Annotated in this window: 16 protein-coding genes; 1 reads left to right on the forward strand and 15 read right to left on the reverse strand. The window is 75.4% G+C overall.

The genetic code is table 11. The annotated features are described in order from the left end of the window. Positions 1-597 precede the first annotated feature (597 nt). On the forward strand, positions 598-2,163 hold the full coding sequence (locus tag ACA511_RS29640; protein ID WP_375027929.1) for a BTAD domain-containing putative transcriptional regulator: 1,566 nt from the start codon (positions 598-600) through the stop codon (positions 2,161-2,163). Here ACA511_RS29640 and ACA511_RS29645 read toward each other — a convergent pair. The 15 genes from ACA511_RS29645 to ACA511_RS29715 are packed head-to-tail and all read right to left on the reverse strand — an operon-like array spanning position 2,160 to position 17,376. Further along, positions 2,160-2,738, reverse strand: coding sequence for an NADPH-dependent FMN reductase (locus ACA511_RS29645; protein WP_375027930.1), 579 nt, complete (start codon positions 2,736-2,738; stop codon positions 2,160-2,162). The genes ACA511_RS29640 and ACA511_RS29645 overlap by 4 nt on opposite strands. Next, positions 2,725-4,134, reverse strand: a complete 1,410-nt coding sequence (locus tag ACA511_RS29650) for an MFS transporter (protein WP_375027931.1) — start codon at positions 4,132-4,134, stop codon at positions 2,725-2,727. Before ACA511_RS29650 ends, ACA511_RS29645 begins: the two co-directional genes overlap by 14 nt. Positions 4,135-4,164: 30 nt before the next feature. After that, the gene (locus ACA511_RS29655) at positions 4,165-4,929 is read right to left on the reverse strand and encodes an SDR family oxidoreductase (protein ID WP_375027932.1); all 765 of its coding nucleotides are present in this window, start codon (positions 4,927-4,929) and stop codon (positions 4,165-4,167) included. Position 4,930: 1 nt separating this feature from the next. Further along, positions 4,931-5,491 (reverse strand): nuclear transport factor 2 family protein, encoded by a 561-nt coding sequence (locus tag ACA511_RS29660; protein WP_375027933.1) that lies wholly within the window; start codon positions 5,489-5,491, stop codon positions 4,931-4,933. Between the two features lie 26 nt (positions 5,492-5,517). Continuing rightward, entirely contained in the window at positions 5,518-6,996 is a 1,479-nt protein-coding gene (locus tag ACA511_RS29665; protein WP_375027934.1) for an FAD-dependent monooxygenase, read from the reverse strand. Positions 6,997-7,026: 30 nt separating this feature from the next. Further along, positions 7,027-8,178 carry a cytochrome P450 gene (locus ACA511_RS29670; RefSeq protein WP_375027935.1) on the reverse strand — a complete coding sequence of 384 codons (1,152 nt, stop codon included), beginning with the start codon at positions 8,176-8,178 and terminating at the stop codon, positions 7,027-7,029. Beyond that, a complete protein-coding gene (locus ACA511_RS29675) occupies positions 8,175-9,611 on the reverse strand; it encodes an ABC1 kinase family protein (protein WP_375027936.1) in 1,437 nt (478 codons plus the stop codon). The genes ACA511_RS29670 and ACA511_RS29675 overlap by 4 nt, the downstream gene beginning before the upstream one ends. Before the next feature lie 11 nt (positions 9,612-9,622). Beyond that, a complete protein-coding gene (locus ACA511_RS29680) occupies positions 9,623-10,936 on the reverse strand; it encodes a polyprenyl synthetase family protein (RefSeq protein ID WP_375027937.1) in 1,314 nt (437 codons plus the stop codon). After that, on the reverse strand, positions 10,933-12,462 hold the full coding sequence (locus ACA511_RS29685; protein WP_375027938.1) for an FAD-dependent monooxygenase: 1,530 nt from the start codon (positions 12,460-12,462) through the stop codon (positions 10,933-10,935). The genes ACA511_RS29680 and ACA511_RS29685 overlap by 4 nt, the downstream gene beginning before the upstream one ends. 23 nt (positions 12,463-12,485) lie before the next feature. Continuing rightward, positions 12,486-13,436, reverse strand: coding sequence for an aromatase/cyclase (locus tag ACA511_RS29690; protein WP_375027939.1), 951 nt, complete (start codon positions 13,434-13,436; stop codon positions 12,486-12,488). Between the two features lie 16 nt (positions 13,437-13,452). Further along, the gene (fabG, locus tag ACA511_RS29695; RefSeq protein WP_375027940.1) at positions 13,453-14,271 is read right to left on the reverse strand and encodes a 3-oxoacyl-ACP reductase FabG; all 819 of its coding nucleotides are present in this window, start codon (positions 14,269-14,271) and stop codon (positions 13,453-13,455) included. Positions 14,272-14,276: 5 nt separating this feature from the next. Next, positions 14,277-14,519: an acyl carrier protein gene (locus ACA511_RS29700; protein WP_375027941.1), complete on the reverse strand. Its 243-nt coding sequence runs from the start codon at positions 14,517-14,519 to the stop codon at positions 14,277-14,279. Positions 14,520-14,527: 8 nt separating this feature from the next. Then, on the reverse strand, positions 14,528-15,775 hold the full coding sequence (locus ACA511_RS29705) for a ketosynthase chain-length factor (protein ID WP_375027942.1): 1,248 nt from the start codon (positions 15,773-15,775) through the stop codon (positions 14,528-14,530). Next, positions 15,768-17,036, reverse strand: a complete 1,269-nt coding sequence (locus ACA511_RS29710) for a beta-ketoacyl-[acyl-carrier-protein] synthase family protein (RefSeq protein ID WP_375027943.1) — start codon at positions 17,034-17,036, stop codon at positions 15,768-15,770. The genes ACA511_RS29705 and ACA511_RS29710 overlap by 8 nt, the downstream gene beginning before the upstream one ends. Continuing rightward, positions 17,026-17,376, reverse strand: a complete 351-nt coding sequence (locus ACA511_RS29715; protein WP_375027944.1) for a TcmI family type II polyketide cyclase — start codon at positions 17,374-17,376, stop codon at positions 17,026-17,028. The genes ACA511_RS29710 and ACA511_RS29715 overlap by 11 nt, the downstream gene beginning before the upstream one ends. Positions 17,377-17,379: the final 3 nt, after the last annotated feature.

Consider the following 17,379-nt stretch of genomic DNA (forward strand, 5'->3'; position numbering starts at 1 on the left):
TCCGCCGCCCCTCACGGGCTCGACGCAGACATTCGCGGTTGGCCGGCACAAAGTCGCCGCCCAGGACGGCGACCGGCGCACCAGCCGGAGCTGCCTTCTCCTGGGGAGTGTGGGCGGCAGGGCGGTGAAGGTCTCGGGGAGCACGGCGACCGTGTCGGCGACCTGTTCGCCGTCGCACATCCGCAGCAGTGCGGTGCACTGCCACCAGCGGATCTTGTCGCCTCGACCGTCTTGGGCGCCGGGCAGGTAGTAGTCCGCCGGATCCGGCACCAGGTAGTGGACGCCCTCGGGCTCCAGGTGCGCTTGGAGCCATGGTCCGCCGCCGAGGCCGAGCCGGAGCCGTCCGGCCTCCTCGTGCAGGGCGCAGACCGCGTCGGTGCCGAGGGCCTTGAGAACGCGTGCTTCGGCGGGCGGCGGTCGGCGAGGTGCGGAGGGCGGCGTTCCCGGCCGTCCGATGTCGTTCGACTTCGTCCGAGAGGTTGTCGCGACGGCCGGGACGCCCGTTCGATGGGCCTGGGGATCCGCGGCGTCGCGGGGCGGGGGAAGACGCCGCCCGGCCGGGACGGGCGCGGGGACACGACTTTCAAGGGGGCCTGGATGGACACCGATGTCGTCCGGAGATTTTCAGTCCTGGGATCGCTGAAATTGTCGGTGGAGGGCCGGACGCCCGTCATCACCGCGGGAAAGGAGCGGGTGATAGCCGCCGCTCTGCTCCTCAACGCGAACGAGACCGTCTCGACGGACCGGCTCATCGAATACGTATGGGAGAAACCTCCGCGGGCCGCGCGCGCCTCGCTGTACTCGATGGTGAACCGCCTCCGTTTGTCCTTGGGCGACGCCGACGTCATCCGCACGGTGGGGTCGGGGTACGTGATCGACACGGCGCCCGACGAGCTGGACGTCCACCTGTTCCACACGCTCAGAGAGGACGCCCGCCGTGCGCGCGGGCGCGGTGACGCGCCCGGGGAGCGGGCCCGGCTCGACGAGGCGCTGGGGCTGTGGCGCGGCCCGGCCCTCGCCGATGTGCCCTCCCCCGGGCTGCGCGACGCGGAGGTCCCGCGCCTGGAGGAGCTGCGCCTGGAGGCGATCAGCCGGAAGATCGATCTCGACCTGGCCGCCGGGGACCATCTGCGGCTCGTGGGCCAGCTCCGGAAGCTGACCCGGGAGCATCCCCTGCGGGAGAGCCTCTGGAGCCGGCTGATGCTGACGCTGTACCGGTGCAACCGGCAGGCGGAGGCCCTCGCCGCCTACCACGAGGTCCGCCGCCTGCTGGACGAGGAGCTGGGCATCGAACCCGGCACCGAGCTGCGCGACCTGCACGCGGACATCCTGCGCGCCACCCCCGCTCTCGATTCCGCGGCCGACCCGGAGACCGCCTCGCCGCTGCGGGCGTGGGCCGGCGGCCGGGACTGGACGGAGATGTGCCATCTTCCGCCCACGGCCGCCGACTTCGTCGCCCGCGGCCGCGATCGCGCGCTGCTGGTCCGCCAGCTGACCGGCCGGGCGGGCGGCGCGGGCCGGCAGCGGGTGCTGGTGCTGTGGGGGCCCGAGGGCGTGGGGAAGTCGGAGCTGGCCGTCCGCGTCGCCCACGATCTGCGGAGGCGCTTCCCCGACGGGCAGTGGTACGTCGCGCTGGACGACGGCGGCGGGGCGCCCAGGTCCGTCGGCGAGGTGCTGGGCGACCTGCTGGTCGCCGTCGGGCTTGCGCCGGCCGCGCTCCCCCGGTCGGCCGAGGCGCGGGCCGCGGTGCTGCGTGCCCGGATCTCCGACCGGCGCGTCCTGCTGGTGCTGGACGGCGCCCGGGACGTCCCGCAGATCCGGGACCTGCTCCCGGGGACGCCGAGCGCCGCCGTCCTGATCACCAGCCGGTCGGCGCTGGGGGAACTCCCGGGGGCGCGCAGGCACCGTCTCGCCCCGCTCTCCCCCGACGAGTCCGTCACCATGCTCCGGGCCTTCGTCGGAGAGGAGCGCGTCTCCCGGGAGATCTCCGCCGCCCGGGAGCTGGCGGACGCGTGCGCGGGGCTTCCCCTGGCGTTGCGGATCGCGAGCGCGCGGCTGCACGCCCACCCCGGGCTCGCCCTGCGCGACCCGTCCGTGGTTCCGCGCCTCCGGGGCCTCGCGCCGGTACCGTCCGGGCCGGTCCCGGGGCGCGTGCGGGCCTAGACGTACTGGCGGCGGGCCTTGGCCTCCCGGAGGCTCAGGGCCCACCAGGCCAGCTGGTCGAGCATCGCCTTCGCGGCGAGGGCGGCGCCCGCCTCGTCGCGGGGGAAGCCGCCGTCGTCGTCGAAATGGTCGAGGACGCCGGGGAAGCAGACCGAGTCGCGCACGCCGACCGCGTGCAGCTCGGCCATCACCTGGCGCAGGTGCTCCACCGCCCGCAACCCGCCCGCCCGGCTCAGCCCGTAGGAGACGAACCCGACCGGTTTGGCCTGCCACTCGACGGTGCAGCAGTCGATCGCCGTCTTGAGCACGCCGGGGAAGCTGCGGTTGTACTCGGGCACCACCAGGACGTAGGCGTCGGCCGCGCCGATCCGCCGCCGGTACGCGGCGACCTCGGGCGCGTCCCCGTCCAGCGACCCGGGCAGCGGGGTGTCCAGCAGGTCCACGACGTCGGCGGCCATGTCGTCGCGCTGCGCCAGCCGGCCGGTGAACCACGACACGACATGCGGCGCCAGGCGCTCCCGCCTGACGCTCCCCACGATCACCGCGAGCCGGATCGGACGGTCAGAGGCGCCCATGCTCTTCCTTCCTTCGGTTTCCCGTCGCCGCGATCACCGGGCCGGCCGCGGACAGGACGGTGAGGAATACCAGCGCGGGCCTGACGGCGTCCGCGTCGCCCGGATCGGGGGCCGCCGGGAGCAGCGCGGCCATGAGCGTCAGGACGGCGGCTCCGCCCAGTTGGACGGCGGTCTGGTAGACGGCGCCGGTCATCGGCCGGTCGTCCCCGCCGACGCCCGCCAGCGCCTGCGTGTGCAGGGCCGTGAACTGGAGGACGAACCCCGCGCCGACCAGCAGGAGCGTCGGCAGAACACCCCGGGTGTAGGACGGCTCCGACCCGTTCGCCAGGTAGAGCGCGTACCCGGCGGGCGGCGCGAGCGCGCCCGCCAGGATCAGGCGCCGCGCCCCGAACCGGCTCACGAGCCGTCCCGAGCGGGGCGCCGCGAGCGCGAGCGGCAGGGCCGCGGGCGCGAGCGCCGCGGCCGTCAGGAGCGGCGACCAGCCCGGCTGCGCCTGCAACCGGAACGTCAGCAGGAACAGCAGCCCCCAGTACGGGCCGTTCAGGGCCGCCGCGCCCAGCGCGGAGCGGAGGAGGCCCCGGTTCGCCAGGACGCGCCGCCGGACGGCCGGGCCGGTGGTGGAGCGTTCGAGGCCCGTGAACACCGCCGTCAGCAGGACGCCGAACGTGAGGGCCGCCGCCGCGGACGTCCAGTCGCCCCGTCCGGCCCGCGCGATCCCGAGGAGCGTCAGGCCCGCCCCGCCGGCGAGGGCGCCGGCGCTCGCGAGGGCGGCGCGTCCCCCGCCGACCGTGCGGGGCCCGCCGGGCGGGATCAGGAGGGCCCCGAGGACCAGCAGGCCCGCCGCCACCGGGGCGGGGAACAGGAACGTCCACCGCCAGCTCGCCTCGGTGAGCAGGCCGGACAGCGGCAGCCCCGCGCAGAAGCCGCCGGCGCCGACCAGCGAGTAGACCGACAGCGCGCGGTCACGCGCGGGCCCTTCGGGGAACTCCGCACCGATCACGGCCAGGCCGGTGGGGGCCGTCAGCGCGACGCACAGCCCCTTGGCGATCCGTCCGGCGATGAGCGGCCCCGCGTGCGGGGAGAGCCCGCACAGCAGCGAGGCGGCGGCGAACCCGGCGAGGGCGCCGAGGTAGACCCGGCGCCGCCCGAGCAGGTCGACCAGGCGGCCGCCGGACAGCAGCAGCCCGCCGAACCCGAGCGCGAAACCGCTCATCAGCCACTGCCCGGCCGCCGGGGACAGCCCGAGGCCGGCGCAGGCCGCCGGGAGCGCGACGACCGTCGTGGACACTTCGAGCGCGTCGATGAGCATCGTGCCGGACAGGACGAGCAGCAGCCCCCGCAGGCGCCGGTCCGTTCTCCGCCGGGACGGCGGGGCGTGGGTCGTCGGTCGTGTCATGGCGGAACTCCCGGGTCGGGCCGTCTCGGGTCAGCCGGCCAGGGTCCCGCCCGTGGCGTCGAGGAAGGCGCCGGTGATCCAGCGCGCCTCGTCGGAGGCGAGGAACCCGACGACGTCGGCGATGTCGGCGGGTTCCCCGACCCGGTTGAACGCCGACAGCGCGGCCATCTGCGCCACGGCCTCGGGGACGCCGAACGCCGGGTCGCCGTTGCGGGTGATGCCCGGCGCGACGCTGTTGACCGTGATGCCGCGCGGTCCGAGGTACTTGGCGTAGTGCAGCGCGAGCATCTCGACGGCGGCCTTGGTCATGGCGTAGGCGATCTCCTGGGGGTTGGCGACGCGGGTGAGGCCGGAGGAGATGTTGATGACGCGTCCGCCGTCCGGCATGATCGGCAGCACCCGCTGGATGAGGAAGAACGGGGCCTTGGCGTTCACCGCGACCAGCTCGTCGAACTGCTCGGGACCGGTGTGCTCGGGCGCGGCGCCCCCCATGATCCCGGCGTTGTTCACCAGGATGTCGAGTTTCACCTCGCCGTCCCCGTGCTTGTCGAGGCCGGCCGAGACGCCGTCGAACAGGGTGTCGACGTCGCCGGGGACGCCCAGCCGGGCCCCGACGGCGAACGCCCGCCCGCCGGCCTCCTCGATCCCCGCCACGACCTGTGCGGCCGCGGCGGCGTCGGCGCCGTAGTGGACGGCCACCAGGGCGCCGTCCCCGGCCAGCCGTTCGGCCGTGGCCCGGCCGATTCCGCGGCTGGCGCCCGTGACCAGGGCGGTCTTTCCCGCGAGGTCGCTCATGTCAGTCCTCCTGTGGTTGAGAGTCGGTCGTCGTGTCGGTTGGGGACGCGGGGACGCCCTGGGCGGGCCGGCCGCTCGTCCAGACCACGCGCAGCGCCAGCCGCTCGAAACGCCAGCCGCCGGGGGCCCGGACGGCCGTCCCGTCGAGGACCGCGCCGAGCTGGAAGAGGTCGGGGCCCGCCGCGCCCGCCTCCCCCCTCGCCGCCCTGGGCGGGTGCACGTGGGTGGCGAGCATGTTCCACCCGACGGCGGCGCGGTCGCCGTCGAGCCTGACGAGGTGATCGGTGGCGTGGTGGTGCGTCCGCTCCCAGCGCCCCATGAACCGGGCGGTGAAGTCGGCCAGGCCCGGCAGGCCGGCGTGCCCGCCGACGGGGAAGGCGACCACGGCGTCCTCGGCGAAGACGGAGCGGGCCCAGGCGTCGTCGAACCGCCGCTCGTCGAGCGAGCGGTTGTAGTGCGCGATCAGGTCGATGATCTCGGCGCGGTCGGTGAGGCGGGCGATCCCGCCGTTCAGGCCACCGGTGCCGGTGTCTGTGCCGGTGTTTGTGCCGGTTCGCGGCATTGGATGTCCTCGTTCGGGTCGGCGGTTCAAGGGCGGCGCGGCGACCCGAACCAGCGGCGGAGCACCGTGGGCAGGTCCTGCCGCGCGGGGTCCGGCGACGCCCAGGCGACGTGGCCGTCGGGACGGACCAGGACCGCGTCGGCGCCCGCGAGCGGGCCGTCCGGGTCGGGCGCGTGCGGCTCGGCGGTCACGACGCCGATCCGGTCGGCCCACGGCTCGGCGGCGTCGCGGAGCGCGGCGTCGCCGGTCAGGTCCAGCAGGACGCCGCGGCCTCGGTGCAGGAGTTCGGCGGTGGTCGTCTTGCCGGGTTCGGCGACCAGTTCCTGGTTCGGCATCCGCAGGCCGAGCAGCGGGTGGCGGCCCGGCCCCATGTCGTAGCGGATCTCCAGGCCGCTCACCATGCCGACCAGGTGGCGGGCGACGTCGTCGTAGGCCATCAGCTCGCCCATCACCTCGCGCATGGGCGCCATCTCCTCGCCGGTGAGGAAGAGCAGCCCCTGGGCCCGGGTGTTGGTCAGCAGCCGCCGGCCGACGGGGTGGCGCTCGGTGTGGTAGCTGTCGAGCAGACCGGGCGGGGCCCATCCCGCGGCCTCGGCGGCGAGTTTCCATCCGAGGTTCACCGAGTCCTGGACGCTGGTGTTCATCCCCTGCCCCCCGGCGGGCAGGTGGATGTGCGCGGAGTCGCCCGCGAGCAGCACCCGGCCCCGGCGGTAGGCGTCGGCCTGGCGGGTCGCGTCGCCGAACGCGCTGACCCACTCGGGGGTGCCGTGGTGGATGCTCTCGCCGGTCAGCCGCTGCCACGCGTCGGCCACCTCCCGCCAGGGGGGCGGCTCGGCGCGGCGCCGCGGGGGTGTGCCGCGCTCGCAGACGATGATGCGGTCGACGTCCTCGGCGATGGCGACGGCCATCACCATGCCGCCGGGCACGGTCTCGCCGATGAGGCGCGGCCGGATGCCGCAGCCGCGCACGTCGGCGAGGAACATCTCGGTGGTGGCGTCGGCGCCGGGGAACCCGAACCCCGCGGCCCCGCGGACGCCGCTGCGCCCGCCGTCGCAGCCGACCAGGTAGGACGCCCGCAGCCGGTAGCCGCCGTCCGGGCCGCGCACCTCCGCCTCGACGGCGTCGCCGAGGTCGGTCAGGCCGGTGAGCTCGTGGCCCCGGCGGATGCCGGCGCCGGTCTCGGCGGCCCACTCCTCCAGCACGGCCTCGGTGCGGGCCTGGGAGATGTTCTTCGCCCCGTAGTGGGCGCCGCGCACGACCGAGAAGTCCAGGGGGAGCCCCCCGAAGTGGCCCCGGTCGCTCGTCTCGACGCGGCCGAAGCGCGGGAGCAGGCCGCGCTGGTCGAACACCTCCATCGTCCGGGCGGTGAAGCCGAGCCCGCGCGACTGGCCGGTCGGTTCCGGCAGGCGCTCGAGGACGATCACCTCCGCGCCGCCGGTGCGCAGCTCGCCGGCGAGCATCAGCCCCGCGGGGCCCGCCCCCACGACGATCACCTGGGTGTCCATGCCGTTCTCCTCTCGAGGTGCTCTCATGGGTCACGCCCGCCTGACCGGGAGCCGGTCGAGGGCGTGGAACGCGGCGGACGGGCGCGTGGTGAGGTCCTCCCCGGCGAGGACCAGATCGGGGAAGCGGACGAACAGCCGCCGCAGCGTCTCCTCCGCCTCGGCGCGGCCGAGGGCCCTGCCGATGCAGTAGTGGGCCCCGCCGCCGAAGGAGAGGTGGCCGGGGTCGGGGCGCAGGACGTCGAACCGGTCGGGGGCGTCGTAGCGGGCCGGGTCGCGGTTGGCCGCCGCCAGGTCCAGGACGAGCTGGGCCCCTTTCGGGATGGGGTTCCCGGCGAGGACGGCGTCCTCGGTGGCGGTCCGGCTGAGGTAGCCGATCGGCGAGTCGAGCCGGAGGATCTCCTCGACGGCCGAGGCGGCCAGCCGGGGGTCGTCGCGGACGCGGCGGGCCTGCGCGGGGTGGCGGAGCAGTTCGAGGGCGCCGTTGGCGATCAGGTGGGCGGGCGGCTCGTGCCCGGCGATGAGGATCTGGACGATGATCGTGAGCGTCTCCTCGATGGGCAGCGGCGCGCCGTCGAGCTCCAGCGTCACCAGGGAGCTGATGAGGTCCCTGCCGGGGTTCGCGCTCCGTTCGGGCAGCAGCGGGAGCAGGAACGTCGCGCAGTCGCGCACCGCCTCGCCGGCGTCCAGCAGTTGCTGCTCGTCCGGCCTGAGCTCCAGGACGGCGAAGATCCGCGAGGCGAATCCGAGGAGGGCCCGGGCGCCCTCGACGCCGATGTCGAGGAGCTCGGCGATCACCCCGGCGGTGACCGGGTAGGCGAGGTCGGCGACGATGTCGAAGGCGGGCCTGTCCCGCAGCCCGTCGAGGGCGGCCTCGGCGATCGCGCCGATCCGGGGGCGCATCTCCTCGATGCGCTTGGGCGCCAGGTCGCGCGTGACCGTGAGGCGGAACCGGTCGTGCGCCGGGCCGTCCATGAAGAGCCGGAGCATCGCGTTCAGCAGGCTCGGCAGCTCGTCGAAACCGCCCAGTCTGGGGAGCAGCCGGTCGAGCCGGTCGGTGACGAAGGCCGGGTCTGCCAGGACCGTCTTGGCCGCCTCGTGGGAGGAGATGACGTAGACGTCCATCTCCCGGTCGTGGTGCACGGGCCCGCCGCCGTCGGCGAAGGCGCGGAGGCGGGCGTTCACGGGGCGCCCTCCCCCGCCGGCGCGGCGTTCCAGAACCCGGCGTCCTGCAGGCCGAGCGGAGTCGACGGCTGGCGTTCGCCGTCCAGCTCCGCCATGACGTCGGCCCAGTGGCCGGTGGAGCCGAGCGCGCCGAGAATGGCGGTGACCCCGGCGTCCATGCGGACGAAGAACAGGACGTCCGGCGGCATGTTCATGCGCTTGACGACCCGGCCGTGCTCCCCGAACGGGGAGAACAGCCGGCGGGCGACCGCCGCGGCGTGCTCGGGGGTGTAGGTGAAGGGCTGCTCGGCGGTCATCGGACGCCACTGCTCGGACATCCATTGGAGCAGCGCGTCGGGGTCCGGCGCCCGGTCGCGGCGGATCGAGCCCAGGGCGGCCGACGCCCGCCAGGTGCGCCCGGCGTCCCCGGCCACGCCCGCCTGGACCATGTCGACCAGGTGCGCGAGCTGCTCCGGCGGGTAGCGCTTGACGCAGCCGAAGTCGAGGAAGGTGACCGAGCCGTCGGCGTTGAAGAGGTAGTTGCCGGGGTGCGGGTCGGCGTAGGCCATGCCGAACCTGCGCAGGCCGCCCCAGACGAAGCGGAAGACGGCCTCGCCCCAGGCGTCCCGCAGCCGCTTGTCCTGCCCGGCCGCCTCCGCCCAGGTCATGCCCTCGGCGAACTCCATGGTCAGGACGCGGCCGGTGGACAGCTCGTCGATCACGGCCGGCACGCGGATGAAGGGGTGGCCCCGGTAGGCGTCGGCGAAGTCCCGCTGGTTGGCGGCCTCGGCGCGGTAGTCGAGCTCCTCGCCGATGCGCTGGGCGATCTCGCCCACCAGCGCCTTGGTGTCCACCTTCGGCATGCCCGGCGACACCACGCCGGCCACCCGCAGGAACGCCGCGAGCATGTCCAGGTTGGCCAGGTCGGCGCGGATGGCGTCGCCGACACCCGGATACTGCACTTTCACGGCGACGGCGCGCCCGTCGTGCAGCCTCGCCCGGTGGACCTGGCCGATGGACGCGGCGGCGAACGGCAGCGCGTCGAACTCGGCGTAGACCTCCCCGGGCGGGGCGCCGAGCTCGGCCTCCACGACCGTCGCGGCCTCGCGCGGGTCCATGGGCGGCGCGTCCGCCTGGAGCGTCCCCAGCGCGTCGCGGTAGGGGGTCGGGTCGCCGGGATCGGCCGGGGTGCCGAGCGACATGAAGGAGATGATCTGGCCGGCCTTCATGAGAACGCCGCGCGATCGGCCCAGCAGGTCCGCGTACCGCTGCGCGGCCCGCCGCCGGGCCGCGCCGGCCGGGCCGTCCGGCCCGTGGGGGCCGCCGCCCCGCTGCTGCAGGGCGGCGACCATGCTCTCGCCCGCGGTGCGGCCGGCGAGCATCGCCAGGGGCAGCGCTCTGCGCACCCGCCCGGCCGGCGCCGGGCCGGTGGGCCTGCGAGGTTCTCCTGCCATCGTGGTTCCTCTCACTGGGGAAGGGCCGGGATGTGCGCCACGTCGGCGACGAGGAAGGCGAACTGCCTGAGGTTGTCCCTGACGCGCGGGTCGAGGCCGGCCTCCTCGATCGCGTCGGCGGCCTCCTGCGCCAGCCCCGAGCACACGCGCCGGACGTGCTCGGGGACGCCGAGGTCCAGGAGCAGCCGCTGGGCGGCGGGGACCTCGTCCTCGCGCAGCCGGCCGTCGCCGATCCTGTCCAGCAGTCCGCGGCGGGACGCGTCGCCGGCGGCCAGGCGCTCCCGCGCGTACGCGAGCAGCATCGTGCGCTTGCCCTGCCGCAGGTCGTCGCCCACGGGCTTGCCCGTGGCGGCGGGGTCGCCGAGGTCCAGGAGCAGCCGCTGGGCGGCGGGGACCTCGTCCTCGCGCAGCCGGCCGTCGCCGATCCTGTCCAGCAGTCCGCGGCGGGACGCGTCGCCGGCGGCCAGGCGCTCCCGCGCGTACGCGAGCAGCATCGTGCGCTTGCCCTGCCGCAGGTCGTCGCCCACGGGCTTGCCCGTGGCGGCGGGGTCGCCGAGGGCGCCGATCAGGTCGTCCCTGAACTGGAAGGCGAGGCCGGCGGAGCGGCCGTAGGCGCCGAGAGCGCCGCCGAACTCCTCGATCCGCCCGGCCAGGGCCGCCCCCAGCCGCAGCGGCCCCTCCACCGTGTAGCGCGCCGTCTTGCACCTGGCGATGTCCGCGGGATCGGGGCCGTCGTCCACGGGGCGCGCGGCCGCGACGAGGTCGAGGTACTGGCCGACGCAGACGTCCTTGGCCATCGCGTGGAACTCGCGCCGGGCGTCCGCTCCGGCGTCCGCGAGAAGGCCCGCCGCGCAGAAGAACGCGTAGTCGCCGGCCGTGACGGCGGCGCCCTCGGCGAAACGGCGCCGCTCCCCCGAATACCCCGACAGCCGGTGCGCGTCGGCGAACCGGGCGTGGGCGGCCGGACCGCCGCGGCGGGTCGGCGAGTCGTCCATGACGTCGTCGTGGACCAGGAAGGCGGTGTGCAGCAGTTCCAGCGCGGCGCCGAGGTCGACGACGCGGGGATCGGCGGCCGGACCGCCCGCGCCGGCGAACCCGAGGAGCACCAGGGCCGGGCGGAGCCGCTTGCCGCCGCCGGACGCGGCGGTCCGGACCGCGTCGGCGACGTCCGGCGCGAACGGCCCGAGCGACGCGTCGCGGTCGCGGTCGTCGAGCAGCACCGCGTCGACGCGCGCCCCGACGCGGTCGCCGAAGCGGCGCACCGTCTCCCGGACGTCGGCGGCCACCGCGGCCGGCCGGACGCCTTCCACTGGACGGATCGTCATGCGGACCACTCCCTCTGCGGTCGGTGGGCGCGGCGGCGGGACGGCGCGCCGAACCAGTGGTGGAGCGCGCCGGCCAGGTCGCTCTCCTCGCCGTCCGCCCAGGCCACATGGCCGTCCGGGCGCAGGAGCAGCGAGTGCGCGTCCTGGAGCGCGGCGGCCTCCGGCGCGGGTTCCGCGTCGACGACCGACACGCGGCCCGCCCAGCCCGAGACGAGTTCGCCGATCTCGGCGCGGGTCCGCGGGGATCCCGGCAGGCGGAGCAGGACGCCCCGGCCCCTCCCCCACAGATCGGCCGTGGAGGAGGCCGCGCCCGGCCCGGCGGCCCGCAGCGCGACGTGGGGCACGCGGCGCCCGATCAGCGGATGGCGGCCCGTCCCGTAGCGGACGTCCAGGCCGCTGACCAGGCCCGCCAGGTGATCGTTCGCGCCCTTGCGGGTGAGGAGCTCGGCCAGCACGGTGCGCAGCGCGGCCACCTCGGGCCCGCCGAGGAGCAGGGTCTCCTGCGCCCGGACGGCCCGCAGCACCCGGGCGGCGACGGGGTGCCGTTCGGCGTGGTAGCCGTCCAGGAGGCCGTCGCCCGCCCAGCCGTGCACGCGGGCGGCGAGCCGCCAGCCGAGGTTCACCGCGTCCTGGAGGCCGACGTTGACCGACTGGCCGCCGATCGGCATGTGGCGGTGCGCGGCGTCGCCCGCCAGCAGGACCCGTCCCCGCCGGTAGCGGGTGACCTGGCCGTGGGCGTCGCCGAAGGCGTCCACCCAGATCGGGGTCCCGTGCGAGATGTCCTCTCCGGTCACCCGCTCCCAGAGGTCCGCGACCTCGGCGAACGCGGGCGGGCCCTGGCGGGCGGCCGGGGCCCGCCCGAAGGCGTGCACCATCACGCGGGTCACCCCCTGGCGCGTCATGGCGACGGCCATCCCGCGCTCCAGCCGCTCGAAGCGGCGGTCGGGGACGTCGATGCCGGTCACGTCGGCGCGCAGCAGTTCCCTGGTCTCGGCCGCCCCGGGGAACGCGAAGCCGGCCAGCTCCCGGACGGCGCTGCCCTCGCCGTCGCAGCCCGCGACGAACCGCGCCCGCAGCAGCACCGGCCCGTCCGGGCCCTCCGCCCGGCAGAGGACGTGCCGCCGGTGGACGGTGAGCCCGCGCAGCTCGCACGGGCGCAGGATCGCGGCGCCGAGGTCCCGCGCCCGCCGCGCCAGCGCGGCCTCGGTCCGGTACTGCGGCACCTTCCAGTTGCCCGCGTACGGGCTGTCCAGCCGGGACAGGTCGAGACCCAGCCCGCCGAAATGCGCCCTCGGCTCCGGCTGCGCCTCGTCCAGCAGGCCCTTCAGCCCGCGGGCGTGCAGGATCTCGGCGGTGCGCGTGTTGAGCTGGGACGCCCGGGACTCCTGCATCGGTGCGGGCAGCCGGTCGATGACGGCCACCGAGACGCCGGCCGACCTCAGCTCGCCCGCCAGCATCAGGCCGACCGGGCCCGCGCCCACGACGACCACCTGCGCGTCGAGCGGCTCGCCGGTCCGGGTGCTCACGGGTGTCCTCGCCATGGCGATCGTCAGGCCCGCGCTTCGGCGTACGCCTTGGCGTGCCCCAGCGTCGCCCGGCTGTTCGCGCCCAGGGCCTCGCGGACGAAGGCGCGCGCTCCGGCGAGATCCGCGCCGTCGCCGAGCACCGGGGCGATGGCGTCCTCGTCGATCCGGACGGTGTGTCGCGAGACGACCGAGACCCCGCCGCCCGGCCGCGCGCCGATCAGCCACGCACCGGTGTGCAGCGTCATCAGGGCCGGTACCTGGATCTGCTTGTAGACGATGCTCGCGTGCGGCCGGCACACCCGCACCGATCTCGTGGTGTGCCGCGCGCCGTCCTTGGTGCTCGTGTCCATCTCGAGGACCTGGAGGCCGGGGGTGGGCTCGTCCACGACGACCCGGGCGACGTGGGGCAGCCGCTCCCGCCACGATCCGGCCTCGTTCAGGAAGTCGTAGACGTCCTCCGCCCGGCCGTCGACGCCGAGCGCGTCCTCGAACGTCAGCAGCGGCCCGCCGCCGCCCCGGCGCGCCTCGTCCGCGCGCGCCGCGAGCGCGGCCAGTTCCTGGACGCTGTTGCGGTCGACGGCCCTGTCGATCCATGCGAGGTCGGCCGGGTCGTCCGTCGCGGCGCGGTAGGCGTGGAGCAGCCTGACACGGCATCCGCCGCCGGGCAGCGGCTCGATCACCCACTCGCCGCTCATCGCGCCGACGGGCGGCTGGGACCTCTCCTGCCGGAACCCGATGCGCAGCGCCGCCGCGTCCAGCTCGCGCCGGGACGTCCAGGTCTTCGCCGCCCCGTTCGCCGTCGCCCAGATCCGGATGCGCTCCCAGCCGTCCCCGCCGCCGACGCGCTCGGCGTGCACGGTCGGCCCGAAGATCTGCGGCCAGTCCTCGACGTCGGCGACGATCCGGTAGACCGCCTCGGGCGGGGCGGCGACGGTGATGTCGTGCTCGACCTCACGGTGTGGGCCCGTGGGCATGGTTCCTCCAGAACGGTCAGAAGTTGCCGAGGCCGCCGCAGACGTTGACGGCCTGGGCGGCGATGGACGCGGCGGCGTCGGAGGCGAGGTAGCCGACCAGCGCGGCGACCTCCTCCGGGGTCGTGTACCGCCCCAGCGGGATCTTCGCGGTGAACCTGTTCAGCACCTCGTCCTCGGTGACGCCCCAGAAGTCGGCGTAGCGCCGCCGGACGCCCTGCGCCATCGGCGTCTCGACGTAGCCGGGGCACACGGCGTTGACGGTGATGCCCGTGCTGGCGAGCTCGTTGCCGAGCGCCTTGGTGAACCCGACGACGCCGTGCTTGGACGCGGAGTACGGGGCGCCCAGCACGACGCCCTGCTTCCCGGCGGTGGAGGCGATGTTGATGATCCGCCCCCAGCCCGCGTCGCGCATTCCGCCGGTGGTCAGCACGCTCCGGGTCATCAGGAACACGCTGTTCAGGTTGGTGTCGATGACGTCGAACCAGAGGTCGTCGGTGAGGTCGGCGGTGGCGCCGCCCCCGCCGCGGCCGGCGTTGTTCACCAGGATGTCGACGGGGCCGTACCGCTGGACGGCCGCCTCGACGAACGCCGCGATCTGCTCGGGTGACCGCACATCGCAGACCGCGCCGTCGACGTCGCGGCCCCCGTCGCGCAACCGCTTGACGGTCAGGGCGATCTCGTCGGCGCCGCGCGCGCAGAGGTAGACGCGGTGCCCCGCCCCCGCGAGCAGCTCGGCGGTCGCCAGGCCGATCCCGCTGGTCGCGCCGGTGACGATGGCGGTCCGCGCGGCCGTCGTGGCGGTCTCGGCCGCCGTGGTGTCGGTCGTCTCGGTCATCGCGATCAGCCCGCGTTCACCAGCGCGAGCAGCTCGCGCGGCGTCCTGGTCTCGAGCGCGGCGTCGACCTCGACCCGGTACTCCCGGCTGAGGCGCGAGGCCGTCTCCAGCAGGGCGATGGAGTCGTAGCCGAGGTCGCCGAAGTCGCTGTCGAGGATGTCGCCGTCGAGGCGGACCCCCTCGATCTCGCCCGCGCCCTCGCGCAGGATCCTTCTGAGGTCGTCCAGGGTGATGGAGCTCTGTGGCATGGCTTCTCCTACCTCTCCTTGTCGTCGGCCGCCCCGGCGCGCAGCACGAGCGCGGAGTTGAACCCGCCCGCCCCGCGCGCCAGGACCAGCACCGTGCGCACCACCATCGGGCGGGCCCGGCCGGTCACCAGATCGAGCCGGTGGTGCGGCGCGGGCCGCACCTTGGTCGTCGGCGGGACGACGCCGTCCCGCATGCACAGGAGCGCGGCGGCCGCGTCGAGCGCGCCCGCGCCCGCCATCAGCCGTCCGGTCGCGGTCTTCGGCGCGGTCACCGGCACGGCGCCGGGCCCGAAGACGTCGTTGATCGCGGCGGCCTCGGACCGGTCCAGGTCGGGCACGGCGGCCGCGTCGGCGAAGACCACGTCCACCTCGGCCGGTTCGGTCCGCGCGTCGCGCAGGGCCGCCTCGATCGCCCGCCTCAGGGCGGGTTCGCGGCCGGAACCGGGCGCGGGATCGAAGGTCGCGGCGTATCCGGCGACCTCGCCGTAGACGCGCCGGGCGCCGCGTTCCCGCGCGGCCTCCCGGTCCTCGAGGACCAGGATCGCCCCGCCCTCGCCGGGCACGTGCCCGGCGGCGCGCGGGTCGAAGGGCAGGTAGGCGGTCGCCGGGTCGTCGCGGGCGCTGATCCGTCCTCCGGCCAGCTGCGCGACCCAGCCCCACGGGCAGATCGAGCCGTCCACCGCGCCGGAGAGCATGAGCCCGGCCCTCTCCCGGAGCCGGCGCCGGGCCTGGCCTATCGCGTCGAGGCCGCCCGCCTGCTCGGTGACCACGACGCCGCTCGGCCCCTTCATCCCGTTGCGGATGGAGATCTGGCCGGTGTTCACCGCGTAGAACCAGGCGAACGACTGGTACGCGCTGACGTGGTCGGGCCCCTTGCTCCACAGGTTCCGCAGCTGCCGCTGGCCGAAGTCGAAGCCACCGGCGGAACTCGCCGTGACCACCCCCGCCTCGAACGGCGCCGGGCCGCCGGGGCGCACCCCGGCGTCGGCCAGCGCCCAGTCCGCCGCCACCAGCGCCAACCGGGTCGTCCGGTCGGTCTGCGGGAGCAGCCGGCCGGGCAGGTGCTCGGCCGCGTCGAACCCGGGCACCTCTCCGGCGAGCCGCGCCGGGTATCCCGACGCGTCGAACAGGCTGACCTCCGCGATCCCGTCGCGGCCCTCGCGGGTCGCCGTCCAGTACTCCTCGGTGCCGAGGCCCGTCGGGGCGACCACGCCGATCCCGGTCACCACCACCGGGCCTCCGCCGCGCTCAGCCACGGCGCCTCCCCGGGCCGGCCAGCACCATGGCGCTCTGGAAGCCCCCGAAGCCGCTGCCCACGGTCAGCACCGTGCGGGTCCGCCACGCGCGCGCCTCGCGGGGCACGTAGTCGAGATCGCACTCCGGGTCGGGGGTCTCGAGGTTGGCGGTCGGCGGGACGACGCCGTCGCGGATGGCCAGGACCGACGCGGCGATCTCCAGGGCGCCGATCGCGCCCAGCGAGTGCCCGATCATCGACTTGATCGAGCTGACCGGGACCCGGTGGGCGTGGCCGCCCAGGCTCCGCTTGAACGCCGCCGTCTCGTGCCGGTCGTTCTGCCTGGTCCCGGACCCGTGCGCGTTGACGTAGTCGACGGCGGCGGGGGCGGTCCGGGCCTGGTCCAGCGCCGCGGTGATCGCCGCGGCCATCTCCGCCCCGTCCGGCCGCAGCCCCGTCATGTGGAAGGCGTTGGAGCGGGAGGCGAACCCGGTGATGGACGCGTAGACGTCCGCGCGGCGCCTGCGCGCGTGCTCGCCCTCCTCGAGGACGAACATCGCGGCGCCCTCGGCCAGGACGAACCCGTCGCGGGTCGCGTCGAACGGCCGGGACGCGCGGGACGGGTCGTCGTTGCGGGACGTCGTCGCCCGGATGGCGTCGAAGCACGCGAAGGTGATCGGGGACAGGGGCGCCTCCGTCGCGCCGGCGATCACGACGTCGGCCGAGCCCTCCCGGATGAGGTCGCGGGCGTGGGCGACGGCGTCGAGCCCCGACGTGCACCCGGTGGAGATCACCGCCACCGGCCCCTCGGCCCGGCAGTCGCGCGCCACCTCGACGGCGAACGAGCTCGGCACGAAGTGGCCGTACAGGTGCGGCACCGCGTACCGGTGGTCGACGAGATGGGTCCGGCCGTCGTCGCTGACGACGCGGTACTCGTCCTCCAGGCCCATGGTGGCGCCGACCGCGGTGCCCACGGTCACGCCGCGGCGGCACGGGTCGAGGTCGTCGAGCTCGATGCCGCTGTCCGCGACGGCCTCCCGGGCCGCGACGACGGCCAGCTGCGCCGCGCGGTCCATGCGCCGGATCTCCCGGAACGTCAGCCCGCTCGCCGCGGCGTCGAAGTCGATCTCCCCGGCGACCCGGGAGCGGAAGGGGGCCGGGTCGAAGGAGGTGACCCCGCGGGTGGCGGTGCGGCCCTCGGTGAGGAGGCGCCAGAACTCCTTGGCGCCGGCGCCGCCCGGCGCGAGCGCCCCGATGCCGCTGATCACCACGTCACGCGCCATGACGGCCCCCCGGATCGCGGGCGTCCCAGTGGTAGAAGCGGGTGGCCATGGCGTCCTTCGGGGACCGCCACGTCTCCGGGTCGTACGGCGTGACGAAGGGCTTGAGGTCCTCGCTGATGCGGACGAACCTCGGGTCGGTCCGCGCCGCCTCGACCGCCCGGTCGCCGTCGTCCCCGTCGAAGTCCTGGAGGTGGAAGTACAGGCCGCGGTAATGGAACAGTTCGCGCCGCCGGGTCCCCATCAGGGACGGCATCTCGCTCCCGTCGAACTCGGTGAAGAGTTCCGCGACGGAACCGGCCCGAGCCGGGTCGAGCCGCGCCACGATCAGTGTGCTGTGCATGGT

Origin of the sequence: Actinomadura sp. GTD37, from assembly GCF_041951365.1 — a bacterium.
In the GTDB taxonomy this organism is placed as follows: Bacteria; Actinomycetota; Actinomycetes; order Streptosporangiales; family Streptosporangiaceae; genus Spirillospora.

Bases quoted from the DNA above. Each gene is read 5' to 3' on its own strand.
- ACA511_RS29640 (WP_375027929.1), top strand. From the start codon at position 598: ATGGACACCGATGTCGTCCGGAGATTTTCAGTCCTGGGATCGCTGAAA.
- ACA511_RS29645 (WP_375027930.1), bottom strand. From the start codon at position 2,738: ATGGGCGCCTCTGACCGTCCGATCCGGCTCGCGGTGATCGTGGGGAGC.
- ACA511_RS29650 (WP_375027931.1), bottom strand. From the start codon at position 4,134: ATGACACGACCGACGACCCACGCCCCGCCGTCCCGGCGGAGAACGGAC.
- ACA511_RS29655 (WP_375027932.1), bottom strand. From the start codon at position 4,929: ATGAGCGACCTCGCGGGAAAGACCGCCCTGGTCACGGGCGCCAGCCGC.
- ACA511_RS29660 (WP_375027933.1), bottom strand. From the start codon at position 5,491: ATGCCGCGAACCGGCACAAACACCGGCACAGACACCGGCACCGGTGGC.
- ACA511_RS29665 (WP_375027934.1), bottom strand. From the start codon at position 6,996: ATGGACACCCAGGTGATCGTCGTGGGGGCGGGCCCCGCGGGGCTGATG.
- ACA511_RS29675 (WP_375027936.1), bottom strand. From the start codon at position 9,611: ATGGCAGGAGAACCTCGCAGGCCCACCGGCCCGGCGCCGGCCGGGCGG.
- ACA511_RS29680 (WP_375027937.1), bottom strand. From the start codon at position 10,936: ATGACGATCCGTCCAGTGGAAGGCGTCCGGCCGGCCGCGGTGGCCGCC.
- ACA511_RS29690 (WP_375027939.1), bottom strand. From the start codon at position 13,436: ATGCCCACGGGCCCACACCGTGAGGTCGAGCACGACATCACCGTCGCC.
- fabG (WP_375027940.1), bottom strand. From the start codon at position 14,271: ATGACCGAGACGACCGACACCACGGCGGCCGAGACCGCCACGACGGCC.
- ACA511_RS29700 (WP_375027941.1), bottom strand. From the start codon at position 14,519: ATGCCACAGAGCTCCATCACCCTGGACGACCTCAGAAGGATCCTGCGC.
- ACA511_RS29710 (WP_375027943.1), bottom strand. From the start codon at position 17,036: ATGGCGCGTGACGTGGTGATCAGCGGCATCGGGGCGCTCGCGCCGGGC.
- ACA511_RS29715 (WP_375027944.1), bottom strand. From the start codon at position 17,376: ATGCACAGCACACTGATCGTGGCGCGGCTCGACCCGGCTCGGGCCGGT.